This window comes from Streptomyces sp. NBRC 110028, assembly GCF_001417735.1.
GTDB lineage: Bacteria > Actinomycetota > Actinomycetes > Streptomycetales > Streptomycetaceae > Streptomyces.
The window spans coordinates 50,099-76,176 of the sequence record NZ_BBUZ01000048.1; the positions used below are offsets into that span (position 1 = coordinate 50,099).

Here is a 26,078-nt window from a genome sequence, read left to right on the forward strand (position 1 = left end):
GGTCCGGGCTTTTGCATACACTGGCCGCCGACCATGGGGAGCCAGAGCAGGAAGCAGAGACTACGTGACCAAAGCGCCAGCAACGCCGGAAGCGATCCTCCTGGTCGGCGGCAAGGGAACGCGGCTGCGCCCGATGACGGTGCACACTCCCAAGCCGATGGTCCCGGCGGCCGGCGTTCCCTTCCTGACGCACCAACTCGCCCGCGCCCGCGCCGCCGGGGTCGAGCACATCGTGCTCGCCACCTCCTACCTGGCCGAGGTCTTCGAACCGTACTTCGGTGACGGCTCCTCCCTCGGACTCCACCTGGAGTACGTCACGGAGGAGGAGCCGCTCGGCACCGGCGGCGCCATCCGCAACGTCGCCTCCCGGCTGCGCTCGGGGCCCGGCGACCCGGTGCTCATCTTCAACGGCGACATCCTCACCGGCCTCGACATCCGCGCCCTCGTCGAGACCCACTGCCGGACCGGGGCCGATGTCTCCCTCCACCTCACCCGGGTCAGCGACCCCCGCGTCTACGGCCTCGTGCCCACCGACGAACAGGGCCGGGTCACCGCCTTCCTGGAGAAGCCGCAGACCCCCGAGGAGATCGTCACCGACCAGATCAACGCGGGCGCGTACGTCTTCAACCGCTCCGTGATCGACGCCATACCGGCCGACCGGCCCGTCTCCGTCGAACGCGAGACCTTCCCCGGGCTCCTCGCCGAGGGCGCCCACCTCCAGGGCATGGTCGACTCCACGTACTGGCTCGACCTCGGCACCCCGCAGGCCTTCGTCCGCGGCTCCGCCGACCTCGTCCTCGGCCGCGTCCCCTCCCCGGCCGTCCCGGGCCGCTGCGGCGACCGCCTCATCCTGGAGACCGCCACCGTCGCGGGCGACGCCAAGCTCACCGGCGGCACGGTCATCGGGCCGCGGGCCCGGGTGGGCGCGGGCGCGCGCATCGACGGCAGCACGGTGCTGGAGGGGGCCGTCGTCGAAGAGGGCGCCGAGGTGCGCGACTCGCTGATCGGCGCGGGGGCGCGGGTCGGCGCCCGTACGGTGCTGCACGGCGCGGTGGTCGGGGACGGCGCGCTGGTGGGCCCGGACAACGAACTGCGCGACGGGCTGCGGGTGTGGTGCGGGGTGGACATCCCGCCGGGCGCGGTGCGGTTCTCCTCCGACCAGTAACGCCGGCCGGCGACCACGCGCTACATCGCCCGGAAGTCCCGTACGGCGAAACGCGGCGCGCGGCGGGGCGGCGTACGGCCCGACAGCAGGATCAGGCGGGCCGCCCGATGCCGCTGCCCGGCGTAGGGCGCGAGGAGTTCCAGCATCGCCGCGTCGTCCGTACCGCGTTCACCCGTGAGCGCGTAGCCGACGATACGGGGCAGATGCAGATCCCCGACCGTGATCGCGTCCGGGGTGCCGTTGCTGCGCTGCAGGGTCTCCGCCGCCGTCCAGGGGCCGATGCCCGGAATCAGCTGGAGACGCTGCGAGGCGGCGTCGAGATCCATGGCCGCGGCCTCCTCCAGCCGCCGGGCGACCCGCACGGCCCGCAGGATCGTCGCCGAACGCTTGCCGTCCACGCCCGCCCGGTGCCACTCCCACGACGGGATCAGCGCCCAGGCACGCGGATCGGGCATCACCCGCATGCGCTCCACCGGCCCCGGCGCGGGCTCACCGTGGCGCTGCAGCAGCAACCGCCAGGCCCGGTACGCCTCGTCGCTGGTGACCTTCTGCTCCAGGATCGAGGGGATCAGCGACTCCAGCACCAGCCCGGTCCGGATCAGCCGCAGCCCGGGGTTGCGGCGGTGCGCCTCGTGGACGAGCCGGTGCCGCGGGGTGAACGCGGACGGATCGTCGTCGTCGCCGAGGAGCGCGGGCAGCCGGTCCAGCAGCCATTCGGCCCCCGGCCCCCAGGCCCGGGCCTCGACGCCCTTGCCGTCCCGCGCGATCCGAACGGTCCCGGGCCCCTCCGGGGTCCGGCTGGCCCGCCAGAACGCCCCGTCCGCGTCGACGCGGAACGCCGGGTCTCCCGGGCCCCGCCGCAGCACTCCGAGGTTCCGCGCGAGGTCGTACGCGCAGGAAGGCACCCACACACGACGTCCCACCACGCCGCCACCCTAAGCCCCGTCCGGAAGGCCGGTGGACGGCGGCCGCCCCGCCCGGAAGGCCGGTGGACGGCGGCCGGGCCTGCCCCCGCCCACCGCGACCGCCCCGCACACACCCGCACACCCACAACGCACCCGCACCACCCCCGCACCGGCGCGCACCCCCGCCCCGCGCGCCGGTGAAGCGCAACCGAGACCGAGACCCGCGCCCCGCAGCGCTACCGGACCGCCACGAACCCGTCCACGCCGCGCTCCGGCCGGGCCGCGGGGGCCGCCGCCGGGTGGCCCACGGCGACCGCGCCCATCGGATCCCAGTCCTCCGGCAGGTCCAGCACCTCCCGCACCACCGGTCGGCAGAACATCGTCGACGACACCCACGCCGACCCCAGCCGCTCGCCCGCCAGCGCGACCAGCAGGTTCTGCACCCCGGCCCCGGCCGCGACCACGAACATCTCCCGCTCCGCCGCGTTCCGCCGGGGGTCCGGATAGGTGTGGGCCCCGTCCGCGACCAGGCACGGCACCACCAGATACGGCGCCTTGCGCAGCACGTCCCCGCGCCGCACCCGCTTGGCGATGGACTCCTCCGAGAAGCCGTCCCCCCGCAGATCGGCGATCCAGGCGTCCCGCATGGCGTCGAGCAGCCGCACCCGCGACTCCTCCGACTCCAGCAGCACGAACCGCCACGGCGTCGTGTGGTGCGGCGCGGGCGCGGTGACGGCGGCGGCCACGGCGCGCCGCACCGCCGCGCCGTCCACCGGCTCGTCGGTGAACTCCCGGACCGTACGGCGCAGGGTCACCGCTTCCCGTACGGCCTCGGAGGTGCCCAGCCGGAACATGTCGTCGGCGGCGCCGCGCACCAGCGGCCGCGCCCCCGGATCGGGCTCCCCGCCTGCGTCCACCACGTGCGGCAGCCCCCGCAGCACCGCCACCGGCAGCCCGTCCGCCTTGCCCTTGACCAGCTCCCCGGCGGCGGCCAGCTCGTCGGCGGTGGCGACGACGGTGACGCTCAGCGCGTTCCCGTGGGTGTCGGTGCCGCCCCGCAGGTCGTCCAGGACACGCACCCCGGCCGCGCCGATGGCGACATCGGTGACCCCGGTGCGCCAGGGCCGCCCGAAGGTGTCGGTGACGATGACGCCGACGTCGACGCCGAGCGCGTCCCGCAGCCCGGCCCGGATGGCCCGGGCGGACGCGTCGGGGTCCTCGGGGAGCAACAGGATGGTCCCGGTGGGGGTGTTGGAGGCGTCGACCCCGGCGGCGGCCATGACCAGGCCCTGCCGGGTCTCGACGATCCGGGTGCGCCCGCGCCGAGCGACGACCCGGACGGTCTCGGCGTCTATGGCCGCCTCGCGGTCGTCGCCCGCGACGACGCGCCCCTCCGCCTTGCTGACGATCTTCGAGGTGACGAGCAGGACGTCGCCGTGCGCGAGCCCCGGCAGACCGCCGGCGGTCGCGGCGTCGGCGATGAGCTTGGCGAGGTCGTCGCCGGGCCGCACCTCGGGCAGCCCGGGGAGGGCCCAGACCTGGTACGAGGGTGTCTTCGGGGAGGGCGGTCCGCTCATGCCCGGACCTCCTCGGCCAGCGCCAGCGCCTCGGTGGCCATGCGCGCGGTGGCCTCGGTGTCGGCCATCATGAGCGGGACGGCACGGCAGCGGATCCCGGCGGCCTCGACCTCGTCGACCGCCCCGGCGTCCACGGTGTCGACGAGCCAGCCGTCGAGCAGCCCGGAGCCGTAGTGCTTGGCGACGGCGGCGGCGGTGGATTCGACGCCGACGGCGGCGAGCACCTTGTCGGCCATGCCGCGCACGGGCGCGTCGCCGACGATGGGGGAGAGGCCGACGACGGGCACCCCGGCATCGGCGATGGCCTCGCGCACTCCGGGGACGGCCAGGATGGTGCCGACGCTGACGACGGGGTTGGACGGCGGGAAGAGGACGACGTCGGCGTCGGCGATGGCCTCCAGGACGCCGGGCGCGGGCTTGGCCTGGTCGGCGCCGACGGGCACCACCGCGTGGGCGGGCACGGAGGCGCGCATCCGGACCCAGTACTCCTGGAAGTGGACGGCCTTGCGGCCCTCGCCTTCAGGGTCGTCGATGAGGACGTGCGTCTCGACGCGGTCGTCCGTCATCGGCAGCAGCCGCACCCCCGGCTGCCACCGCGCGCACAGCGCCTCGGTGACGGCGCTGAGCGAATAGCCGGCGCCCATCATCTGCGTGCGGACGATGTGGGTGGCGAAGTCCCGGTCGCCGAGGCCGAACCACTCGGGCCCCACGCCGTACGCCGCCAGCTCCTCCTTGACGGCGAAGGTCTCCTCGGCCCGGCCCCAGCCCTGCTCCTCATGGATGCCACCGCCGAGGGTGTACATCACGGTGTCCAGGTCGGGGCAGACCTTGAGGCCGAAGAGATGGATGTCATCGCCGGTGTTGCCGATGACCGTGATGTCGGCGTCGGGAACCGCCGACATCAGACCACGGAGGAAACGGGCACCGCCGATGCCGCCTGCCAGAACCACAATGCGCATGGAGGACAGTCTGTCAGCCGAAGGCTGATCCGTTGAGGGCGGTGGTGGGTGACGGGAGGGCAGTCTGTCAGCCGAAGGCTGATCCGTTGAGGGTGGTGGTGGGTGACGGCTCAGCGCAGGACGTCCAGGGCGCCGGGGGCCGCCGTATCGGCGGGCGTACCGGTGGTCCGGGCGGGATGCGGCGGCATCTCGGTGAGGCCGGGGAAGTAGATGTGCAGGCTGACGGCGGGTTCGAGCGCGTCGTTGACGACATCGTGCACGTATCCGGGCGCGAAGACGCGCTGCGCTCCGGCGCGCAGCGTATGCCGTGCGCCGCCGTCCTCCCCCACGCGCTCGGTCAACTCGCCCTGGAGGACGGTGAGTACGCCGGAGGAGCGCCCGTGGTCATGTGCTCCGCTGCCCTGGCCGGGCACCCAGCTGAGCAGCCACACCTCATAGCCGGGGCCGGTGCGCAGCCGGTGGTACCAGCGGGTGGTGGCGTCGTACCGGACGAGCGGCGCCCAGCCGTCGCGGTCGGCGGCGATGTCGCGGGCCAGTCCGGCGAAGCCGGAGACGGTGGTGGGGTGCGCGGGTGCGGGCGGCAGCAGATGCGGGATGGCGAGCGGGTCACCGGCGATCTGGACGTCGCTGTTCATGTGGGGGTTCCTCGACGGGAAGCGCGGCGGGGCGCGAAGCGGAGCTGTGCGGGGTGACGCAGGGAGACGCGAAGGAAACGCGAGGGAGAAAGCCGGAGCCTCGGATGGGCATCAACAGCTGGAACAGCGACAGCGAGCCTGCACGGCGCAGCGGAACCCGTGGTCACGGGTCGACTGGGGCGCGTGGGTCACTGACATGGGGACAAGCACAGCGGGTCCTCGCCGTCCTGTCAACTTGATCACCGGTCTGGCGGAAAACGTCACCACTTCCGGTCGATGTGGAGGCAGAAAGGTTTGTGCCGGCGTTAGCAGGACACATGGCGCAGCACCCGCTGCCGAGTGCAACGGGAACGGCGTCCACGGCGTCCTCCACGGTGAGTGCGAGGAGGAGGAACCGGGGTAGCGGAGGAAAACGTGTCGAGTTTAGGCCGATTTGAACACTTTCCGCGCAGCCTTGGTTCCGCAGAGTGAATAAGAGGCCCAATAGCAGATCTCGGCTTGACTGGCCCGGATCGGCGCACTTGTAATTTCACACGTGTCGTTCTGCCGGTCGACCGACGGCACCAGGGCACGGGGACGGCACCGGGGACGCAAAAACAGACGAGGGGCGCACATGACCGAGTTGTTCCAGCAACTGCTGGTCGAAGAGGCGGACGAGGAGCTCGGTTGGCAGGAGCGCGCGCTGTGCGCCCAGACCGATCCCGAATCGTTCTTCCCGGAAAAGGGCGGTTCCACGCGCGAAGCGAAGAAGGTCTGCCTGGCCTGTGAGGTTCGTTCCGAATGCCTCGAGTACGCCCTCGCCAACGACGAACGCTTCGGCATCTGGGGCGGTCTCTCCGAGCGGGAGCGCCGCCGGCTGAAGAAGGCGGCGGTCTGACAGATCCGCACAGCTCACGGCTTGCTACGCGCGAAGCGTCTCCGTGAGGGGCGGTGGTCGGGTGACGGACGGGCCAGCGACGCGAAGCGTCTCCGTGAGGGGCGGTGGTCGGGTGACGGGTGGGCCAGTGACGCGAAGCGTCTCCGTGAGGGGCGGTGGTCGGGTGACGGACGGGCCAGCGACGCGAAGCGTCTCCGTGAGGGGCGGTGGTCGGGTGACGGGTGGGCGGACGACCGCGTACGCAGCCGTTAGTGTGGGGGCCCGTCCGAGGCGCGCCAACGTCCCCCTGGGGCGGGCTCGTCCACCGCAGTCCAGCGAACCGGGGCCCGTACCTCGATGTCCGTGCACAGCCACTCGGAGGCCCCATACCCGGCCGCCTCCGCCGGATTTGCCGCCGCGCAACCGGCACCTGAGTTTCCGCGCCACGTCGTCACCGCCGTGCTGGTCGCCCACGACGGCGCCCGCTGGCTGCCCGACGCGCTCACCGGCCTGCTCGGCCAGGAGCGGCCCGTGCAGAGCGTCGTCGCCGCCGACACCGGCAGCGCCGACGAATCGGCCCGGCTGCTGACCGAAGCCCTCGGCGAGGACCGGGTCCTGCACCTGGCGCGCCGCAGCGGCTTCGGTACGGCCGTCGCCGAGGCCGTCCGCGGCGCCCCGGTGCTGGGCCCCGAGGAGTTGCCGTACCTCAAGCGCCCCAGCGGCTGGGATCCCGTCAACCGCGCCTGGCGCGATGACGCGTACGACATGCCGGAGCTGCCGCACGGCGAGCCCGTCCAGTGGCTGTGGCTGCTGCACGACGACTGCGCGCCCGCCCCGGACGCGCTCCACGAGCTGCTGCGGGTCGCCGACGCCGAGCTGCTGGCGGGCCGCGAGGCCGCGATCATCGGCCCCAAGCTGCGCGGCTGGTACGACGGTAAGCAGCTGCTCGAAGTGGGCGTCAGCATCGCCCGCAGCGGCCGCCGCTGGACCGGTCTGGAGCGGCGCGAACAGGACCAGGGCCAGCACGACCAGGTGCGGCCGGTGCTCTCGGTCTCCACCGCGGGCATGCTGGTGCGCCGCGACGTATGGGAGGAGCTGGGCGGCTTCGACCCCCGGCTGCCGCTCATGCGGGACGACGTCGACCTGTGCTGGCGCGCCCATGCCGCCGGGCACCAGGTGCTGATCGCGCCGGACGCCTCCCTGCGGCACGCCGAGGCGTCGGCGCGCGAGCGGCGCCCCATCGACTGCGTCGGCCGCTCGGTGGCCAGCCCGCACCGCGTCGACAAGGCCGGTGCCGTCTACACCCTGCTGGTCAACACCCGGGGCGCGCTGCTGCCCTATGTGATGCTGCGGGTCGTCCTCGGCACTCTGCTGCGCACCCTCGCCTATCTGGTGGGCAAGGTGCCCGGCCAGGCGCTGGACGAGGTCACGGGCCTGTCGGGCACGCTGCTGCGGCCCGGGAGGATCAGCGCCGCGCGCAAGCGGCGCGGCCGCCCGGCGACCGAGGCGAGCGAGCTGCGGCCGCTTTTCCCGCCCTCCGGCGCGACCGTGCGGGCGACGGTCGAGCAGATCGCCAGCAACATCGGCGGACGGTCGGAGCCCGAGCTGTCCTCGGGCGGCCGGCACGGTGCCGTCGAGTCCGGGCCGTCCGGCGACGACGCCGACTTCCTGGAGATCGAGCAGTTCGCGCGGCTCAAGCGGATCGCGCGCAAACCGGGCCCGATGCTGTTCGCCGTGCTGCTGCTCGTCTCGCTGGTCGCCTGCCGTGAGCTGCTGGGCACCGGCGCGCTCGCGGGCGGTGACCTGCTGCCCGTCCCCGGGCACGTCTCCGACCTCTGGGCGAGCTACGTCGACGGCTGGCACCCGGTCGGCACCGGCGGCACCCAGAGCGCGCCGCCGTATCTCGCCGCCCTCGCCGCACTGGCCACGCTCTTCCTGGGCAGCACCGGATTCACCCTGACCCTGCTGCTGGTCTGCTCGGTGCCGCTGGCCGGGGTCACGGCGTACTTCGCCTCCCGGCCGCTCGTCGAGTCCCGGCTGCTGCGCGCGTGGGGGAGCGTCGCGTACGCCTTCCTCCCGGCCACGACCGGCGCGCTCGCGGGCGGGCGGCTGGGCACCGCCGTCCTGGCCGTCCTGCTGCCGCTGATGGCGCGGGCGGCGGCGGCCGCGGGCGGTTTCCGCGCGGGCGGTACGAAGGGCAGGCTGCCGAGCTGGCGCGCGGCGTGGGCGTATGCCCTGCTGCTGACGTTCACGATGGCCTTCACCCCGGTCGTCTGGCCGATCGCGCTGCTGCTGTCGGCCGGTGTGCTCGTCCTGCGGTGGCGGCAGGGCGAGCCGCTGGTGGCGTACGGGATGCGCTTCCTGGCCGTTGTCCTCACCCCGCTCCTCGTGCTCGCCCCCTGGTCGGTGGATCTGCTCACCGATCCGGTCCGCTTCCTGAAGGAGGCCGGACTCGACAGCGGCGGCGGCTCCGCGTCCGCCCTGGACCTGCTCGCGCTCAGCCCGGGCGGCCCCAAGGGCGGCGGCACGCTGCTGCTCATCGGCTTCGTGCTGGCCGCGCTCGCCGCGCTGATGCGCGCCGAACGGCAGCTGACGGTGCGTACGGCATGGGCCGCGGCCCTCACCGGCTTCCTCTTCGCGGCGATCGGCAACGGCACCGCCTGGGCCGGGCCCGCGACCCTCGTCTACGGGCTGGCGCTGCTGACCGCCGCCGTGGTCGGCGCCGAGGGCGCACGGGAGCGCGTGGCGGCGCAGAGCTTCGGCTGGCGCCAGCCCGTCGCGCTGATCATCGCCGTCGCCTCGGCCGCCGCCCCGCTGTACGCCGTCGTCACCTGGATGGCCAGCGGCGCGGACGGGCCGCTGTCACGGCGCGACCCCTCGCAGGTCCCGGCGTTCGTGGCGGCCGAGAGCGACACCCGGGACCAGGCCCGCACCCTGGTGCTCACCGGCGGTGACTCCCGCACCGACTACGCCCTGGTGCGTGGCTCCGGCGCCCGGCTCGGCGACGGCGAACTCGCCGCCGCGGGCGGCGCCGACACCCGCCTCGACGACGTCGTGGCCCATCTGGTCGCGGGCTCCGGCGCCGACCAGACCACCCGGCTGGGCGCCTACGCGGTGCGCTACGTGTACGTACAGCAGGGCGCCTCGCGCGACATGACGCGCGTGCTGAACGCGACGCCCGGCCTCACCCAGCTCAGCAGGGAGGACGACGGCACCCTGTGGCGGCTGGACCAGCGGGTCTCCCGGGTCTCCATCGTCCCGCCCGGCTCCAGGAGCGGCGGCGCCGCGGGCACGGCGGCCGCGCCGGTGCCGGTGGCGGCCGGTCCCGTCGAGGCGCACACCACCATCCCGGACGGCGCGGACGGGCGCGTGCTGCGGCTCGCCGACCGGGCCACCGACGACTGGACGGCCACCCTCGACGGCAAGCCGCTGACGCCGAAGACCCTCGACGGCTGGGCCCAGGGCTTCGAACTCCCCGCGAACGGCGGGCGGCTCGACCTCACCTACGACACCCCGATCACCCACACCGCCTGGGTCTGGGCGCAGGGGCTGCTCGCGGTCGTCCTGCTGGTGCTCGCGCTGCCGGGCCGCCGCCGCGACGTGGACGACGACCTGCCGGAGGCGGAGGGCACGGCCGCCGCCACCGCCGTCACCGCCGAGGACCTGGCGGGCGACGGCCGCCGGGCGCGGCGGCTGCGGGCCGCCGCCGAGGCGGCGCAGGCCGCGGAGGCGCCGCGGGACGCTCCGGCGGACGGCGGTGGCGCGGAGACGGGCGCGGCCCCGCAGCCCGCACCGCCCGCCGAGCCGCCGGTGTTCATCCCGGAGCCGTTCGTACCGGAGCAGCCGGACCAGCCGGACCAGCAGCCGCAGCCGCAGCCGCAGCCGTACGGGCAGTGGGACGCGCAGCAGCCGTACGCCGACGCCGGATACGGGCAGTACCCCGCCGACCAGTACCAGGGCGACCAGTACCAGGGCGGCTATCCGTATCCGCAGGGGCAGTACCAGGACGCCGCCGCCTACCCGGCGGACCCGTACGCGGGTGGCGGGTACGCCGATCCGTACGCCGCCGGTCAGGCCGGTCAGGCCGGTCAGGCCGGTCAGTACGCCGATCCGTACGCCTACGACCAGCAGCAGCCCTACCCCGACGGCACGTACCCGGACGGCACCTACCCCGACGGCACCTACCCCGCCCAGGGCGACACGACGTACGGCGGCGACGCCCCCGAGGGCCGCCGCGACGGGAGCGATCAGCAGCGATGAACCGCACCACCCTGTCCCTGATCGGCGCGGCCACGGCACTGGCCGCCGTCACCGGCGTGGCCTCCCTCACCGGCGGCTCCGACGACGCGGGCACGGCGGCCAAGGCCGCCGCCCTGCTGCCCGTCCAGCGCTCCACGCTGTTGTGCCCGGCGCCCAGCTCCTCCGACGTGAGCAGCACGACGTACACCGCGTACACCCCCAAGCGGAGCGGCGGCGGCGCGGGCGGCGGCAGCGGAGCGGCCGAACTGCTGCCCGCCGACAGCGCCTCTGACGGGGTGCCGGACGAGGGGGGCGGCGCCACCACGGGCGGGGGGAAGGGCGAGAACGAGCCCGTCCTGCCGCTGAAGCGCCCCGGCGCGCCGGTCACCACCGACACCGACCGCTCGGGCGCCCCCGCGCTCATCGGCACCGCCGACGGCCCGCTCGCGCCCGGCTGGACCGTACAGCAGACCACCGAGATCGACGCCGGCAGCGGGCGCGGCCTCATGGGCACCGCGTGCACCGCCCCGGACACCGACTTCTGGTTCCCGGGCGCGTCCACCGGCAAGGACCGGCAGGACTTCGTCCACCTGACCAACCCGGACGAGCGGGCGGCCGAGGTGGACCTCACGCTGTTCGGCCCGAACGGCCGCCTCAAGCCCACGAGCGACGACGAGTCGATCACGGTCCCGGGCCGGTCCACCGTGCCGGTGCTGCTCTCCACCCTCACCGACCAGCGGGCCACCGATGTGTCCCTCCATGTGACGGCCCGCAGCGGACGGGTCGGCGCCGCCGTCCAGGCCGCCGACGAGAAGCGCGGCGGCGACTGGATCCCGGCCTCCGCCGCGCCCGCCACGAGCGTCGCGATCCCCGGCATACCGGCCGACGCCACCTCGGCGCGCCTGGTGGTCTTCGCGCCCGGCGCCGACGACGCGGACCTCAAGGTGCGGCTCGCCGGGCCCACCAGCTCGATCACCCCGGCCGGACACGAGTCGCTGCACATCAAGAGCGGAATGACGTCGGCGATCGACCTCGGCGACGTCACCAAGGGCGAACCGGGCTCGCTGCTGCTCACCCCCGAGGGCGGCGGGGGCCCGGCCACCCCCGTGGTCGCCGGGCTGCAGGTCACCCGCGGCAAGGGGAGCGACCAGGAGACGGCGTTCATCCCCGGCACCGGCGCCATCGAACGCTCCGCCACCGCCGCCGACAACCGTGCCAAGGGCTCCATCCTCTCCCTGGTCGCCCCGGGTGCCACCGCGAAGGTCCGCGTCACCGCCTCGGCGGGCACCGGGGGCGGCACCCCGGCCAGTGAGACCTACACGGTCAAGGCGGGCACCACGAAGTCCGTCACCCCGCCGAAGCCGTCCGGCGCCAAGGGCCAGTACGCCGTCACCGTGGAACGGCTCTCGGGCGGCCCGGTGCACGCCTCCCGCATGCTGTCCCTCCCGCAGGGCGGCGTCCCGGCCTTCACGATCCAGCCCCTCCCGGACGACCGGGGGACGGTGGAGGTGCCGCGGGCGACGCAGGACCTGTCCGTCCTGAACCGTTAGGGAGCGTGACGGGGCGGGGGAGCGCCCCCGCCCCCTACTCCTGCCCGTACCGCGGGTCCACCGACTCCGGTTCCAGCCCCAGCAGCTCCGCCACCTGCTCGACCACGACCTCGTGCACCAGCAGGGCGCGCTCGTCGCGGTTCTTCGTACGGATCTCCACCGGGCGCCGGTAGATCACGATCCGGTCGGGCGCGTCGCCGCGCGCCGCGATGAAGCGCCCCAGCGGTACGGACTCGCCGTCCCATCCGTCGGTGAGGCCGGAGCCGTGCGACGGATGTCCGTCGAGCCCGTGCCCGGACGGCCCGTCGGAGCCGCCGCCGATCCCGGTGACCGGAACCTCCAGCACCGTGAAGTCGACTCCCGACAGCTGTGGCCACCGTCTCTCCAGCCGCTCCGCCGAGTCCTGCACGAGATCGACGAAGGACTCGGCGCGGCTGACCGACAGCGGCACCTGGGGCGGCGCGATCGGACCGCGCATGCCCCGGCCGTGCCGGTCGCGGCGGCGGGGGCGCGGTTCGGGCTGGTCGGAGGGTACGGGCCTGGTCATCACTCACGAGGGTAGCCGTCGCCCCGCCCCGGCACGTGACTTACGGGACAGCCATGTCCAATGTCGCTTAATGAACATTTCGGCCATGCTTACGTCCATAAACGGACGTCTCTAAGGCCGTTTCCATGCCTCAGCGTGACCCCTCTCGGTTCGACCGCTGACCGGAATCATCCTCGACGGCTGTCGGCCGCCCCGGTGTCCGCGCTGGTCAGCCGGGAAGTGCACGTTTCGGGTGCACGGGGCGAACCGGGACGACACGGCGGAGTGAGCTGGTGGAGAGTCGTCGCGGCCCGCTCAAGAGTGCGGTACCGTCCAACGTCGTGAGCCCTGTACGTCGCTGTTCGCGCACCGCCTGCGGCCGCCCCGCCGTCGCGACGCTGACGTACGTCTACGCGGACTCGACCGCGGTTCTCGGACCCCTGGCCACCTACGCCGAGCCCCACTGCTACGACCTGTGCTCGGAGCACTCGGAGCGGCTGACCGCCCCGCGCGGCTGGGAGGTCGTGCGGCTGGCCGTCGACACCGGACCGGCCCGGCCGAGCAGCGACGATCTGGAAGCCCTGGCCAACGCGGTGCGTGAGGCGGCCCGCCCGCAGGAGCGCGCGGCCGGGGCCGGAGGCGGCCCCGGGGCGCCCGGTTCCGCGGGCGGGGGCGGGCAGAGCGGCCGGGAGGCCGATCCCCGGGGGGTCGCGCGCCGCGGCCATCTGCGCGTCCTGCGCTCACCGGAATCCTGACCGCTCCCGCTGGAGCGTGAGAATCCCGCCGTCGAGCGGACAATTCCCGGTGTCAGTCGATCACTTCGTTCCAAAGCATTGACGCGAACTCGCCATGGACCTGACCATGCGTGGACCCCGAGCCCTCCGTTTCCGCATCACGGACGCGAACTTCCGTCGGATACGGCCGGGAATGCCGTCCCCCACGCCGGGAGGCCCCTGTGTTCGTGCAGCAGTTGGAGCCCGTCGCCGATTCACTGACCCTCTCCGCCCTCGTCGCCACCCTCCCCCTCCTCACCGTCCTCGCCCTGCTCGGCGGGGTGCGGATGCGCGCCCACTACGCGGGGCCCTTGGGCCTCGCCGTCGCCGTCCTCGTCGCCTGGCTCCCGTACGGAATGCCCATCGGCCAGACCCTCTCCAGCGCCGCACAGGGCGCGCTGTTCGGTCTCTTCCCCATCATGTGGATCGTCGTCAACGCCCTGTGGGTGTACCGGATGACGGTCCGCACCGACCATTTCGACGTCCTGCGCCGCTCGTTCGGGCGGCTCTCCGACGACCCCCGCGTCCAAGCCCTGGTCATCGCCTTCTGCTTCGGGGCGCTGCTGGAGGCGCTGGCCGGATTCGGCGCCCCGGTGGCCATCTGCGCGGTCATGCTCGTCGCGCTCGGCTTCGACCCGGTGCGCGCCGCCGTCGTCGCGCTCGTCGCCAACACCGCGCCCGTCGCCTTCGGCGCCATGGCCACCCCCGTGGTGACGCTCGCTCAAGTCACCGGGCTGCCGCTGGACTCCGTCGCCTCCGTCGTCGGACGGCAGACCCCGCTGCTCGCCCTCACCGTCCCCCTGCTGCTGGTCGCGCTGGTCGACGGGCGGCGCGGACTGCGCGAGACCTGGGCCCCGGCGCTCGCCTGCGGAACCGCCTTCGCCGCCGCCCAGTTCACCGTCTCCAACTACCTCTCCGTCCAGCTCGCCGACATCGCCGCCGCGCTCATCGGCGCCGCCGTGCTCGTCGCCGTACCGTCCGCCCGGCGGCCCGCCGAGGAGCCGGTTCGCGCCGCCGTCCTCACCGGCGTGCGCAGCGACGACCTGGACCACGCGGACCCGCGCCCCGAGGTGTTGCGCGCCTACGCCCCGTACACGCTCATCGTCGCGATCTTCTCCTTCGCCCAGATCGGCCCGGTCAAGGACCTGTTGGCCAAGGCGACCCGCACCATCGACTGGCCGTTCCTGGACGTCGCCGCCCCCGACGGGAAGCCGGTCGGGGGCAATCTCTTCGCGCTGCCCCTGGTCGCCACCGGCGGCACCCTCGTCCTGCTCGCGGGGATCGCCACCGCCGCCGTCCTGCGGGTCGCCGCGCGCGACGCCCTGGGGGAGTGGGCGGCCACCGTACGCGAACTGCGCCACGCGATCCTCACGGTCACCTCGGTGCTCGCCCTCGCCTACGTCATGAACCTCTCCGGACAGGCCGCCACCATCGGCCACTTCGTCGCCGCGGCCGGCGCCGGACTCGCCTTCCTCTCCCCGGTGCTCGGCTGGTTCGGCGTCGCCGTCTCCGGCTCGGACACCTCCGCCAACGCCCTCTTCGGCGCCCTCCAGGTCACCGCCGCCCGCGAGTCCGGGCTCTCGCCCGACCTGCTCGCCGCCGCCAACAGCTCGGGCGGCGTCCTCGGCAAGATGATCTCCCCGCAGAACCTCACCATCGCGTGCGCCGCGGTGGGCCTGAAGGGGCGTGAGGGGGATCTGCTGCGCAAGGTGCTGCCGTGGAGCCTGGGACTGCTGCTGTTGATGTGCCTGATCGTCGTCGCACAGTCGTCCTTCCTGCTTGGCTGGATGCTGCCGTAATCCGCCACGTGACCGCGCCGCGCGAAGGCCCTCACAGCCGCCACCCAGCCCGGAAGGGTAAGTTTTGAGATCCGTGGAGACTCTCCAAGAATGACCTCGAGTAAGGGGTTGGCTGTGCCCGACTTGTCGCAGATCGTGAAGGCGTACGACGTCCGTGGTGTGGTCCCGGACCAGTGGGACGAACCGCTCTCCGAGCTGTTCGGTGCCGCCTTCGCCCGGGTGACCGGCGCGGCCGCCCTCGTCGTCGGCCATGACATGCGCCCCTCCTCGCCGGGCCTGTCGCGCGCCTTCGCCCGCGGGGCCGCCTCCCTCGGGGTGGACGTCACCGAGATCGGCCTCTGCTCGACCGACCAGCTCTACTTCGCCAGCGGCCATCTCGGCCTGCCGGGCGCGATGTTCACGGCCAGCCACAACCCCGCCCAGTACAACGGCATCAAGATGTGCCGGGCCGGCGCCGCGCCCGTCGGCCAGGACACCGGCCTCGCCGACATCCGCGCCCTGGTGGAGGAGTGGGCCGAGACCGGTGCCCCCGAGCCCGCCGCCGACCCCGGCACCATCACCCAGCGCGACGTCCTCACCGACTACGCCGCCCATCTGCGCTCCCTCGTGGACCTCACCGCCATCCGGCCGCTGAAGGTCGTCGTGGACGCGGGCAACGGCATGGGCGGCCACACCGTCCCCACCGTCTTCGACGGGCTCCCCCTGGAGCTGGACGCCCTCTACTTCGAGCTGGACGGCACCTTCCCCCACCACGAGGCCAACCCGCTCGACCCCAAGAACATCGTCGACCTCCAGGCCCGCGTCCGCGAGACCGGCGCCGACCTCGGCCTCGCCTTCGACGGCGACGCCGACCGCTGCTTCGTCGTCGACGAGCGCGGCGAGCCGGTGGCCCCCTCCGCGATCACCGCCCTGGTCGCCGCCCGCGAACTGGCCAAGCACCCGGGCGGGACGATCATCCACAACTGCATCACCTCCTGGTCCGTCCCCGAGGTCGTCAAGGAGAACGGCGGCACCCCCATCCGCACCCGCGTCGGCCACTCCTTCATCAAGGCCGAGATGGCCCGCACCGGCGCCATCTTCGGCGGCGAGCACTCCGCGCACTACTACTTCCGCGACTTCTGGAACGCCGACACCGGCATGCTCGCCGCCCTCCACGTCCTGGCCGCCCTCGGCGGCCAGCAGCAGCCCCTGTCGCACCTGGTCGAGAGTTACGACCGCTACGCCGCCTCCGGCGAGATCAACAGCACCGTCGCCGACCAGACCGGCCGCATGGAGGCCGTCAAGGCCGCGTACGAGGGCCGCAAGGACGAGGGCATCGAACTGGACGAGCTGGACGGCCTGACGATCACCAGCGCCGACTGGTGGTTCAACCTCCGCCCCTCCAACACCGAGCCCCTGCTGCGCCTGAACGTAGAAGCCCGCGACCGCCAGACCGCCGACCGAGTCCGCGACGAGGTCCTGGCCCAGGTCCGCGCCTAGCCCCCGGCCCGGCCCGCACCGGGGTGCCGGGGGAGCCCAGACGTCCGTCCTCGGGCGCGGAGCGGCAGCCGGCGTGGGGGCCCCGCCCGCCCCTCACCCAGCACCGCTGGGAGGTGCCCCGGCGGGACGCATGCCCGCGACCGGGGGGCCACATCCACCCCTCCGGGCGCACCTCCCAGCCCCTCCGGCTTCCGAGGCGCGGGGGCCGGGGCGGGTGCCCCACTCCCAGCCTCTTCGGCGTTTGAGGAGCGGGGGCCGGGGGTGGAGCCCTCGGTTTCGGGAAGGGGCGGGGTGGGGGAAAACGGCCCCCGCTCAGCCCGGCGGCCACACCCCGCGCCCAACGGGCCCCGGGGTGGAGCCCCGGGACCGGGGCCGGGGCGGCCACCGGCCGCGCACGGGGCGGCCCCGGCGGTACGCTGACCACGCCGGACCCACGTCCGGCTGGACCACATCCGAAGGGACAGCCCATGCCGCTCGAAGCCGGTCTTCTGGAGATCCTCGCCTGCCCGGCGTGCCACGCCCCGCTCCGCGAGGAGGAGGCCGAGGAGACCCCCGAGCTGGTGTGCACGGACGGCAAGGGATGCGGTCTGGCGTACCCCGTCCGCGACGGCATCCCGGTCCTGCTCGTCGACGAGGCACGCCGCCCGGCCTGACGAGGGCCAAGGCCCAAGGCTCAAGGCCCGAGGCCCGACGACGTACGCCGCATCCCGCCCACGGCGATCGGAGGCCGTAGCTCCATGCTCGACGAATCCCTCCTCGACGCCCCCGAGGCCCTTGCCCGGGTCGATACCCGCGGGCTGCTGCGCGGGGCCGCCGAATCCGGCGCCAGGGTCCGTACGGCCGCCCGCCACGCCGCCGAGGCGGGCGTCGCGGACCTCAAGCCGGACGGACGCCCCCGCTCCGTCCTGGTCGCGGGCCCGGGCGCGGCGGGAAGCTGTACCGCGGATCTCCTCGGCGCGCTCAGCGGCGGCAACCTCCCGGTGAGCCTGATCGGCCCCACCGGCGTCGCGCCCGCCCCCGGCGCCCTGCGCTGGACGCTGCCCGGCTGGGTGGGCCCACTGGACCTGCTGGTCATCGCGACGCCGGACGGTACGGAGCCGGGGCTGCCACGCCTCGTTGAGCAGGCGTACCGCCGGGGCTGCGCGCTGGTCGCGGTGGCCCCGGGGCATTCGCCCCTGGCGGGCGCGGTGGCGCAGGCACGCGGCCTGATGGTGCCGATGGCCACGTCCGCGTACGACCCGCCCGGCAGCGGCCCGTCGCCGTACGCGACCGCCCGCCCCGACGAGGCCGCCCCGGCCCCCGGGACCGCGCACCCCGGGACCGCGCACCCCGAGGCCCGGCCCGAGGCCCATCCCGAGGGCGCTCTGGACGAGCCCGCCCCCTCCGGGGCGCAGCCGCGCCACACCACCCCGCCGCACATAGAGCCGCCCGGCACCGGACCGGACGAGGTCACCGGCCCCGCCCTGCCCGGCACGCTGTGGGCGCTGCTCACCCCGCTGCTCATGCTCGTCGACCGGATCGGCCTGGTCGCCGCGCCGCCCGCCGTGCTGCAGCAGGTGGCCGACCGGCTGGACCGGGTCGCCGAGCGGTGCGGGCCGGCCATCGCCACGTACACCAACCCCGCCAAGACGCTCGCGGCCGAGCTGGCCGGGTCGCTGCCGCTGCTGTGGACCGAGGGCCCGGTGGCCGCCGCGACCGGACGGCGCTTCGCGGGGCTGCTCGCGACGCTCGCCGGGCGGCCGGCACTCGCCGCCGAGCTGCCGGGCGCGCTGGCCGCGCACGGCACGCTGCTGGCGGGGTCGTTCGCGGGCGGGGCCGACCCGGATGACTTCTTCCGCGACCGGGTGGAGGAACCGGAGGCGCTGCGCGCCCGGATCGTGCTGCTGCACGACGAGCCGGTGGGCCCCGTCTCGGCCGTCCCGTCGGCCCGCGAACTCGCGCTCGCGCACGAGACGGCGTTCAGCGAGCTGGAACCGGACGAGGGGAGCCCGCTGGAGCGCGCGGCCGAGCTTCTCGCCATCACGGATTTCGCCGCCGTTTACCTCGCGCTTGCTTCGGCGGATAGAACTTGAGTCCGTACGCGAGGCCATGAACGGCCCGCGCCGGACATCGGCATCCCTTCGCCCGGACAGTCAGGAACCGCACCGCATGGACCGCCTCGTCAACACCGTGCGCCCCTACGCCTGGGGCTCCCGCACCGCCATCCCCGAGCTGCTGGGCGTCGAACCGACCGGCGAACCGCAGGCCGAGATGTGGATGGGCGCACACCCCGGTGCGCCGTCCCGCCTCGACCGGGGCGAGGGCTCCGCCGCGCTGTCCGACGTGATCGCGGCCGATCCGGAGCGCGAGCTGGGCGCGGGCGCCGTACGGGCCTTCGGGCCGCGGCTCCCGTTCCTGCTCAAGGTGCTCGCCGCGGCCTCGCCGCTCTCCCTCCAGGTGCACCCGGACCTCGCGCAGGCGAAGGAGGGCTTCGCGGACGAGGAGGCCCGCGGCGTCCCGGTGGACGCCCCGCACCGCAACTACAAGGACGCCAACCACAAGCCCGAGCTGATCTGCGCCCTCACCCCGTTCGACGGGCTGTGCGGCTTCCGCGACCCCGACGAGGCCGCCGCGCTGCTGGCGGCCCTTGAGGTCGACTCGCTCAAGCCGTACGTCGACATCCTGCACGCCCACCCCGAGTCGCATGCCCTGCGCGAGGTGCTGACGGCCGTCCTGACCGCCGACCGCGAGGCGATCGCCGACACCGTGCACCGGGCCGCGGCCGCCGCCGAACGGCTGGGCGCGCTGGACGGCCCGCACGCCCCGGCGTACGCGGCGTACGCGGCCATAGCCCGGCACTACCCGGGCGACCCCGGCGTGATCGCCGCGATGCTGCTCAACTTCGTGACGCTGCGGCCCGGCGAGGCGCTGTACCTGGGCGCGGGCGTCCCGCACGCCTACCTCGACGGCCTCGGCGTCGAGATCATGGCCAACTCCGACAACGTGCTGCGCTGCGGCCTGACCCCCAAGCACGTCGACGTCCCCGAGCTGCTCCGCGTCGTCCGCTTCGAGAGCGGCGCCCCGGCGGTCCTGCGCCCCGAGGCGGACGCCTCCGGCGAGGAGCTGTACGCCACCCCCATCGACGAGTTCCGGCTCTCCCGGTACGTCCTGTCGGAGGGCGCCGCACCGCGCCGGCTGCCTTCCTCGGGCCCGCAGATCCTGCTGTGCGCCGCGGGCGGGGTTTCGCTCCGCGGTGACGGTGAACTCCGTCTGTCCCGGGGCGAATCGGCCTTCGTCAGGGCGGGCGAGGAGGTCACCGTGACCGGCGACGGCACTGTGTTCAGGGCCACACTGACCGCCTGACGTCAGGCTCCCACGGAGGGCTGGAACAATGGCCCGCCGTAACGGCAGTAAAGCTCAAGCAAAACTGCCATGAGCTGGAAGGGACATTCGGCACATATGAGTGCATCAGGCGGAACCAAGGCGATTGTTGCCGCACTGGGCGCCAACTTGGCCATCGCCGCAGCCAAGTTCGTGGCGTTCGCCTTCAGCGGCTCGTCGTCCATGCTCGCCGAAGGCGTGCACTCGCTCGCCGACTCGGGCAACCAGGGACTGCTGCTCCTCGGCGGCAAACAGGCCAAGCGCGCCGCGACCCCCGAGCACCCCTTCGGCTACGGCCGCGAGCGCTACATCTACGGCTTCCTCGTCTCCATCGTGCTGTTCACCATCGGTGGCGTCTTCGCGCTGTACGAGGGCTACGAAAAGATCAAGCACCCGCACGACCTGGAGGCCTGGTACTGGCCGGTGGGCGTGCTCCTCTTCGCGATCATCGCCGAGGGCTTCTCGTTCCGTACGGCCGTCAAGGAATCCAACGAGACCCGCGGCAAGCTCACCTGGGCCCAGTTCGTCCGCCGCGCCAAGGCCCCCGAGCTGCCGGTCGTCCTCCTGGAGGACCTCGGCGCCCTGGTCGGTCTCGTCCTCGCCCTCGGCGGCGTCGGCCTCTCCCTCCTGACCGGCGACGGCATCTGGGACGGCATCGGCACCATGTGCATCGGTGCCCTGCTGGTCCTGATCGCCCTCGTCCTCGCGGCCGAGACGAAGTCCCTCCTGCTGGGCGAGGCGGCCGACGTCGACCAGGTCGCCAAGATCCGCGCGGCGGTCGTCGACGGCGAGACCGTCACCGGCTTGATCCACATGCGTACCCTCCACCTGGGCCCCGAGGAACTCCTGGTCGCCGCCAAGATCGCGGTCCAGCACGACGACAGCGCGGCCGATGTCGCCCGCGCGATCGACGAAGCGGAAGCCCGCATCCGCGCGGCGGTCCCGATCGCCCGAGTGATCTACCTGGAGCCGGACATCCTCCGGACCTCCGCGGCCTGACCCACCCCCGATCGCCCCGACCCTCGCGGCCGGGGCGATCGCGCACCCACCCACCCGGCCGCGACGTCCACCCCACCCCGCCCCCGAGCCCCAGCCGGGGCCCGCTGCGCCGGCGCGGGACCGGGGCGTAGCTGCCGGGCGACGCGCCCCCGGGCCTCAGGCGCAGCCCCGGTGGGGGCCGGGGCGGAGCCCCGGATTCGGGAAGGGGCGGGGTGGGGAAAAACCCACCCCACCACCACCTACGCGATCTCGCCCAACACCCGCAAGATCGCCCCCACATCCCTCGCCCCCACCAACCGCTCCCGAAACTCCGCGACCATCAGCTTCCGCGACAGCAGCGCCAGAATCCGCAGGTGCTCATCCCCCGTCGCGGCCTCCGGCACCGCGATCATGAAGATCAGCCGGGCCTTCGTACCGTCCGGCGCTCCCCATTCGATGCCCTCGGCGGACCGGGCGAAGCCGACGACCGGCGCGGTCACCGCGTCCGTCTTGGCGTGCGGGATGGCGATCTCCTCGCCGAGACCGGTGGTGCCCTGCTCCTCGCGGGCGAACGCGGCCCGCACCAGTCGCGCGGCGTCCGCGACCTTGCCGCTCGCGCCCAGCAGTTCGGCCATCTCGCGGATGGCGTCGTCCTTGCGGTCGGCGGTCAGCTGCTCCTTGACGGTCTGTTCGGTCAGATACCCGGACAGCACCGAACCCTCGACGGGCTCCGCGGGTTCCGGGGGCTCCACGTCAGCGGTACGAGCGGCAGGCACGGCCCCCGACGAAGCCCCCGAGACGCCGCCCGCACCACTCCCCACCAGCACCGGCTCGGCCACATCAACGGAAGCCGGAGCCGGAGCCGGAGCCGACGCGGAAGCCGAAGCCGAAGCCTTCCCCACCGACATCAACCCGACCGTAGCCACCGCCGTGACCGCCGTACCGACCACCACCGCCACGAAGAACATCGGCACGCCACCCACCGCACCGAGCACCGCCACGATGGGCCCCCCGTGCGGCACGCTGTCCTCGACCGAGGCCAGCCCGGCGATGGCCCCGGCCACCGCACCGCCGAGCATGTTCGCGGGGATCACCATCGCGGGCCGCGCCGCGGCGAACGGAATCGCACCCTCCGTGATGCCGAAGAAGCCCATGAAGAGGGCGGCGAGCCCCGTCTCGCGCTCCTGATCGTCGAATATCCGGCGACGGATCAGCGTGGCCAGCCCCTGCCCCAGCGGCGGCACCGGAATGGCCGCCGCGCACGCGCCCATGACCTCGGGGTTCTTGGACACCAGCCCGGCACCGAAGAGGAACGCTGTCTTGTTGACCGGTCCGCCCATGTCGAACGCGATCATCAGCCCGAGGATGATGCCGAGCAGCGCCGCACTGGTCCCGGTCAGCCCGCCGAGCCAGTCGGTGAGGTTCTCGAAGACCCACGCGATGGGCCGGCCGAGCACGTAGATGAAGAAGAGGCCGAGCGCCGAGGTCGCCACGATCGGGATCACGATGATCGGCATGATCGGCTGGACGAACTTCGGTACCCGGACCTTCTTGATCGCCTGCACCAGATACCCGGCCAGGAAGCCGGTGACGATCGCCCCGATGAACCCGGCGCCCGCCTCACTGTCGTACAGCTCGCCATGGGCCGCGATCCAGCCGCCGACCATGCCGGGCACCAGCCCGGGCCGGTCGGCGATGGCGTAGGCGATATAGCCGGACAGGGCGGGGATCATCAGCTGGAAGCCGATGGTGCCGATGTCGTTGACGGTCTTCCAGAAGGAGTCGTCGGGGATGACGATCCCCTTGGACGTCGTATCGCCGCCCAGCGCGAGCGAGACGGCGATCAGCAGACCGCCGACCACCACGAACGGGATCATGTACGAGACGCCATTCATGAGCGCCTTATAGGTGACGCCGCGCCCCGTACGGCCATCGCCACCACCTGCACCGCCGCCACCACCACCCGCCGCGCCGCCGTCACCCCGGCCACCGCCCCCGTACACCGGCGCGTCCCGCACGCGCTCGATCAGCCGCTCCGGCTGGTGGATCCCCTCGGCCACCCCGACGACGAGCACCTTCTTGCCCACGAACCGGCTGCGGTCGACGTCCGTGTCGGCGGCGATGATGATGCCGTCCGCCTCGCTGACATCGTTGTCGGACAGCACGTTCTCGGCCCCGATCGAGCCCTGGGTTTCCACCTTCATGCGATGACCGAGCGATTCCGCGGCCTGCGCCAGCTTTTCGGCGGCCATGTAGGTGTGGGCGATGCCCGTCGGGCAGGCGGTCACCGCGAGCAGTTTGAGCCCCGGCCCGCCGGTCTCCGCACTGTCGCTGGCCCCCGCACCGTTGGGGGGATCGGCTGGACTGGTCACGTGGTTCTCCTTGTCAGGATCGGCTTCGTCGGCAGCGTCGACAGCGCCGTCAACACGCCGAACAGCGCGCGGGATGTGCAAGCGTCCCCGTGCCGGCGGCATCCTGCAATACCCGTGGACGGGATCACAGCGGTCCGCCCCGCGCCCAGGCCCCGACCCCGCCCCGGGGGCCGAAGAACACCCCCGCGGGCTGGGGCTCACCCCACCCCGCGGTGTAGATTCGTGATCGAGCCAGACGTCGCTGCTGATGGCGGTCGGGCGGCCCGTCAGCGGGTCGGCCGAGGGAGAGAGGGCCTCCGACGGACTGCGCACTGCGAGCAAAGGGGACACGTGTGTCCGCTTTACGTGTGTCCGGATCCGGACACACGCCGGACGCGCCGTGCCCGCTGCCCGCAGGCCAGCCGAACAACTCTCGCTCGCCAACCGATCCATGAGGAGCAGCACCCATGACGACAGCCGACTCCGGTCAGGACTTCAAGGTCGCCGACCTCTCCCTGGCCGATTTCGGTCGTAAGGAGATCACCCTCGCCGAGCACGAGATGCCCGGCCTGATGGCGCTTCGCAAGGAGTACGCCGCATCCCAGCCGCTGGCCGGTGCCCGGGTCACCGGCTCGCTGCACATGACGGTGCAGACCGCGGTCCTGATCGAGACCCTGACCGCGCTCGGCGCGCAGGTCCGCTGGGCGTCCTGCAACATCTTCTCCACCCAGGACCACGCGGCCGCCGCGATCGCCGTCGGCCCGAACGGCACCCCGGAGAACCCGCAGGGCGTCCCGGTCTTCGCCTGGAAGGGCGAGACCCTGGAGGAGTACTGGTGGTGCACCGAGCAGGCGCTGACCTGGCCAGGTACCGCCACCGGCGGCCCCAACATGATCCTGGACGACGGTGGCGACGCCACCCTGCTCGTCCACAAGGGCGTCGAGTACGAGAAGGCCGGCGCCGCCCCTGACGTCTCCACCGCCGAGAACGACGAGCACCGCGTCATCCTCGAGCTGCTGAACCGCACCCTCGCGGAGAGCCCGCAGAAGTGGACGCAGCTCGCCTCCGAGATCCGCGGTGTCACGGAGGAGACCACCACCGGCGTCCACCGTCTGTACGAGATGCACCGGGACGGCACCCTGCTCTTCCCGGCGATCAACGTCAACGACGCGGTGACGAAGTCGAAGTTCGACAACAAGTACGGCTGCCGCCACTCCCTGGTCGACGGCATCAACCGCGCCACCGATGTCCTGATCGGCGGCAAGGTCGCGGTCATCTGCGGCTACGGTGACGTCGGCAAGGGCTGCGCGGAGTCGCTGCGCGGCCAGGGCGCCCGGGTCGTCGTCACCGAGATCGACCCGATCTGCGCGCTGCAGGCGGCGATGGACGGCTACCAGGTCGCCACCCTGGACGACGTGGTGGAGACCGCGGACATCTTCATCACCACGACCGGCAACAAGGACATCATCATGGCCACCGACATGGCCAAGATGAAGCACCAGGCGATCGTCGGGAACATCGGCCATTTCGACAACGAGATCGACATGGCCGGTCTCGCGGCGATCCCCGGCATCGTCAAGGACGAGGTCAAGCCGCAGGTCCACACCTGGACGTTCCCCGACGGCAAGAAGATCATCGTGCTCTCCGAGGGCCGTCTGCTGAACCTCGGCAACGCGACCGGTCACCCGTCGTTCGTGATGTCCAACTCCTTCGCGGACCAGACCATCGCCCAGATCGAGCTGTTCACCAAGCCCGAGTCCTACCCGACCGACGTGTACGTGCTGCCCAAGCACCTGGACGAGAAGGTCGCCCGGCTCCACCTGGAAGCGCTCGGCGCCAAGCTGACCACGCTCCGCCCGGAGCAGGCCGACTACATCGGCGTCCCGGTCGAGGGCCCGTACAAGCCCGACCACTACCGCTACTGATCGCCCCGGCCGGTGCTCGGCACCGGTCCACCGGCCCCGCCGCCCCGGCGGGGCCCCAGGGCCCGTCCGCGCCGTTCCGGCCGGGCGGGCCCCAGTTCGTCAAGGACCTCACCATGCCTCGCGGCCGCTACTCCCTCCACGACACCCACGACCACGCGCCCCTCGGCGAAGAGCACTTCCACTGCGCGCCGGGCCCCAGTGGCTGGCGATACGTCGCACAGCGCACCTCACCCTCCGGTGAGCACACCGGTTCCGTGGACCTCACCCTCGATGAACTCGGCCGCCCCCTCCGCCTGGAGCTGCACGCCGCGAGCTGGCGGGTCCGCGGCGGCGCGATGGAGGGCGTGACCTGGGTCCGCACGGATCCGACCGGTGAGCACGCGACCGAGGGCAACACCCAGGCCCACGCGTTCACGGGCACCTCCCCGGCCTTCCTGATCGCCCTCTCCCGCATGCTCCGGCTCGACCCCGGCACGGGACCGGTACGCGTCCGCCTCGTCGCGTTCACCGACCCGGTCCTCGCGCCGCGCACCCTCGACCAGTCCTGGGCGCTGCTCGGCAGCACGGCGCACTCCACCGACAGCGGCCCGCTCACCGTGGACGAATACCAGGTCAGCGAGCTGGACACGGGTGAGCAGCACACGGTCCACATCGCGGGCGACGTGGTGCTCGCGGCCCCGGGCATCGAGCTGGAGGAGCTGGAGACCCCGCCGTCGTCCTTCGGGTGATGTGCGGAGCGCCCCGCCGAGCTGGTACGGTGTTCATCTCCCCGAAACCCGTTGACACGGGCCATATGGGGAGGTAGATTTTAACGGTTGCGGTGAGCGGCGTGGTACGTTGCTCAGCAGCCGTTGGCATCTGAACCGCTCCGTTCGTGAAGGCAATTCCAGCGGAGCACTTTGACCCCGTAGGTAATCGCAAAGCCGATTAGGTCGGCAGATGTGACTCTGCTAAAGTCGAAGACAGCCGAAAGGCAAAGGCCGCCAACAGGCCACCGGAAA

General features: G+C 73.1%; 19 protein-coding genes. 13 read left to right on the plus strand and 6 right to left on the minus strand.

Annotated features, from left to right (window positions below):
- The first annotated feature begins 64 nt into the window (after nucleotides 1-64).
- Nucleotides 65-1,165: a sugar phosphate nucleotidyltransferase gene (locus ASC60_RS34425; protein ID WP_055557640.1), complete on the plus strand. Its 1,101-nt coding sequence runs from the start codon at nucleotides 65-67 to the stop codon at nucleotides 1,163-1,165.
- A gap of 20 nt (nucleotides 1,166-1,185) precedes the next feature.
- Here the strand turns inward: ASC60_RS34425 and ASC60_RS34430 are convergent, their stop codons facing one another.
- From ASC60_RS34430 to ASC60_RS34445, 4 genes are all read right to left on the minus strand, one after another.
- Nucleotides 1,186-2,091 (minus strand): DNA-3-methyladenine glycosylase, encoded by a 906-nt coding sequence (locus tag ASC60_RS34430; protein ID WP_199831124.1) that lies wholly within the window; start codon nucleotides 2,089-2,091, stop codon nucleotides 1,186-1,188.
- Between the two features lie 215 nt (nucleotides 2,092-2,306).
- The gene (locus tag ASC60_RS34435; RefSeq protein ID WP_055557641.1) at nucleotides 2,307-3,647 is read right to left on the minus strand and encodes a coenzyme F420-0:L-glutamate ligase; all 1,341 of its coding nucleotides are present in this window, start codon (nucleotides 3,645-3,647) and stop codon (nucleotides 2,307-2,309) included.
- Nucleotides 3,644-4,606, minus strand: a complete 963-nt coding sequence (gene cofD / locus ASC60_RS34440; RefSeq protein ID WP_055557642.1) for a 2-phospho-L-lactate transferase — start codon at nucleotides 4,604-4,606, stop codon at nucleotides 3,644-3,646. The genes ASC60_RS34435 and cofD overlap by 4 nt, the downstream gene beginning before the upstream one ends.
- Nucleotides 4,607-4,716: 110 nt before the next feature.
- Nucleotides 4,717-5,241 (minus strand): cysteine dioxygenase family protein, encoded by a 525-nt coding sequence (locus tag ASC60_RS34445; RefSeq protein WP_055557643.1) that lies wholly within the window; start codon nucleotides 5,239-5,241, stop codon nucleotides 4,717-4,719.
- Nucleotides 5,242-5,854: 613 nt separating this feature from the next.
- Between ASC60_RS34445 and ASC60_RS34450 the strand changes: the two genes are divergently transcribed.
- The 3 genes from ASC60_RS34450 (at nucleotide 5,855) to ASC60_RS34460 (ending at nucleotide 11,886) form a co-directional block, all read left to right on the plus strand.
- On the plus strand, nucleotides 5,855-6,118 hold the full coding sequence (locus ASC60_RS34450; protein ID WP_004952403.1) for a WhiB family transcriptional regulator: 264 nt from the start codon (nucleotides 5,855-5,857) through the stop codon (nucleotides 6,116-6,118).
- Nucleotides 6,119-6,454: 336 nt separating this feature from the next.
- Entirely contained in the window at nucleotides 6,455-10,357 is a 3,903-nt protein-coding gene (locus ASC60_RS34455) for a glycosyltransferase family 2 protein (RefSeq protein WP_055557644.1), read from the plus strand.
- Complete coding sequence (locus ASC60_RS34460; RefSeq protein ID WP_055557645.1) at nucleotides 10,354-11,886, plus strand: DUF5719 family protein; 1,533 nt, start codon at nucleotides 10,354-10,356, stop codon at nucleotides 11,884-11,886. The genes ASC60_RS34455 and ASC60_RS34460 overlap by 4 nt, the downstream gene beginning before the upstream one ends.
- A 34-nt stretch (nucleotides 11,887-11,920) precedes the next feature.
- On the opposite strand, the gene ASC60_RS34465 is transcribed toward ASC60_RS34460, so the two are convergent.
- Nucleotides 11,921-12,433 carry a metallopeptidase family protein gene (locus ASC60_RS34465; RefSeq protein WP_063787266.1) on the minus strand — a complete coding sequence of 171 codons (513 nt, stop codon included), beginning with the start codon at nucleotides 12,431-12,433 and terminating at the stop codon, nucleotides 11,921-11,923.
- A 272-nt stretch (nucleotides 12,434-12,705) separates the two neighbouring features.
- On the opposite strand from ASC60_RS34465, the gene ASC60_RS34470 reads away from it, so the two are divergent.
- From ASC60_RS34470 to ASC60_RS34500, 7 genes are all read left to right on the plus strand, one after another.
- A complete protein-coding gene (locus ASC60_RS34470) occupies nucleotides 12,706-13,167 on the plus strand; it encodes a DUF3499 domain-containing protein (RefSeq protein ID WP_055557646.1) in 462 nt (153 codons plus the stop codon).
- Between the two features lie 200 nt (nucleotides 13,168-13,367).
- Nucleotides 13,368-14,984, plus strand: coding sequence for an L-lactate permease (locus tag ASC60_RS34475; RefSeq protein ID WP_055557647.1), 1,617 nt, complete (start codon nucleotides 13,368-13,370; stop codon nucleotides 14,982-14,984).
- Nucleotides 14,985-15,098: 114 nt separating this feature from the next.
- Nucleotides 15,099-16,463, plus strand: a complete 1,365-nt coding sequence (locus ASC60_RS34480; protein WP_199831125.1) for a phosphomannomutase/phosphoglucomutase — start codon at nucleotides 15,099-15,101, stop codon at nucleotides 16,461-16,463.
- Between the two features lie 467 nt (nucleotides 16,464-16,930).
- Complete coding sequence (locus ASC60_RS34485; RefSeq protein WP_055557649.1) at nucleotides 16,931-17,116, plus strand: Trm112 family protein; 186 nt, start codon at nucleotides 16,931-16,933, stop codon at nucleotides 17,114-17,116.
- 84 nt (nucleotides 17,117-17,200) lie between these two features.
- Nucleotides 17,201-18,535, plus strand: a complete 1,335-nt coding sequence (locus ASC60_RS34490) for an SIS domain-containing protein (RefSeq protein WP_055557650.1) — start codon at nucleotides 17,201-17,203, stop codon at nucleotides 18,533-18,535.
- A gap of 76 nt (nucleotides 18,536-18,611) precedes the next feature.
- Entirely contained in the window at nucleotides 18,612-19,805 is a 1,194-nt protein-coding gene (manA, locus tag ASC60_RS34495) for a mannose-6-phosphate isomerase, class I (protein ID WP_055557651.1), read from the plus strand.
- 96 nt (nucleotides 19,806-19,901) lie between these two features.
- A complete protein-coding gene (locus tag ASC60_RS34500; RefSeq protein WP_055557652.1) occupies nucleotides 19,902-20,822 on the plus strand; it encodes a cation diffusion facilitator family transporter in 921 nt (306 codons plus the stop codon).
- Between the two features lie 239 nt (nucleotides 20,823-21,061).
- Here ASC60_RS34500 and ASC60_RS34505 read toward each other — a convergent pair whose 3' ends face one another.
- Nucleotides 21,062-23,173: a fructose-specific PTS transporter subunit EIIC gene (locus ASC60_RS34505; RefSeq protein ID WP_055557653.1), complete on the minus strand. Its 2,112-nt coding sequence runs from the start codon at nucleotides 23,171-23,173 to the stop codon at nucleotides 21,062-21,064.
- A 446-nt stretch (nucleotides 23,174-23,619) separates the two neighbouring features.
- Here ASC60_RS34505 and ahcY point away from each other — a divergent pair, with 446 nt between their 5' ends.
- Together ahcY and ASC60_RS34515 are read left to right on the plus strand one after the other, a co-directional pair.
- Nucleotides 23,620-25,077: an adenosylhomocysteinase gene (gene ahcY, locus ASC60_RS34510; protein ID WP_055557654.1), complete on the plus strand. Its 1,458-nt coding sequence runs from the start codon at nucleotides 23,620-23,622 to the stop codon at nucleotides 25,075-25,077.
- A gap of 113 nt (nucleotides 25,078-25,190) precedes the next feature.
- Nucleotides 25,191-25,805: a hypothetical protein gene (locus tag ASC60_RS34515; RefSeq protein ID WP_055557655.1), complete on the plus strand. Its 615-nt coding sequence runs from the start codon at nucleotides 25,191-25,193 to the stop codon at nucleotides 25,803-25,805.
- The last annotated feature ends 273 nt before the right edge of the window (nucleotides 25,806-26,078 follow it).

Coding starts and splice junctions, on each gene's coding strand:
- ASC60_RS34435 (WP_055557641.1), bottom strand. CDS start 3,647: ATGAGCGGACCGCCCTCCCCGAAGACACCCTCGTACCAGGTCTGGGCC.
- cofD (WP_055557642.1), bottom strand. CDS start 4,606: ATGCGCATTGTGGTTCTGGCAGGCGGCATCGGCGGTGCCCGTTTCCTC.
- ASC60_RS34445 (WP_055557643.1), bottom strand. CDS start 5,241: ATGAACAGCGACGTCCAGATCGCCGGTGACCCGCTCGCCATCCCGCAT.
- ASC60_RS34450 (WP_004952403.1), top strand. CDS start 5,855: ATGACCGAGTTGTTCCAGCAACTGCTGGTCGAAGAGGCGGACGAGGAG.
- ASC60_RS34455 (WP_055557644.1), top strand. CDS start 6,455: ATGTCCGTGCACAGCCACTCGGAGGCCCCATACCCGGCCGCCTCCGCC.
- ASC60_RS34460 (WP_055557645.1), top strand. CDS start 10,354: ATGAACCGCACCACCCTGTCCCTGATCGGCGCGGCCACGGCACTGGCC.
- ASC60_RS34465 (WP_063787266.1), bottom strand. CDS start 12,433: ATGACCAGGCCCGTACCCTCCGACCAGCCCGAACCGCGCCCCCGCCGC.
- ASC60_RS34485 (WP_055557649.1), top strand. CDS start 16,931: ATGCCGCTCGAAGCCGGTCTTCTGGAGATCCTCGCCTGCCCGGCGTGC.
- ASC60_RS34490 (WP_055557650.1), top strand. CDS start 17,201: ATGCTCGACGAATCCCTCCTCGACGCCCCCGAGGCCCTTGCCCGGGTC.
- manA (WP_055557651.1), top strand. CDS start 18,612: ATGGACCGCCTCGTCAACACCGTGCGCCCCTACGCCTGGGGCTCCCGC.
- ASC60_RS34500 (WP_055557652.1), top strand. CDS start 19,902: ATGAGTGCATCAGGCGGAACCAAGGCGATTGTTGCCGCACTGGGCGCC.
- ahcY (WP_055557654.1), top strand. CDS start 23,620: ATGACGACAGCCGACTCCGGTCAGGACTTCAAGGTCGCCGACCTCTCC.
- ASC60_RS34515 (WP_055557655.1), top strand. CDS start 25,191: ATGCCTCGCGGCCGCTACTCCCTCCACGACACCCACGACCACGCGCCC.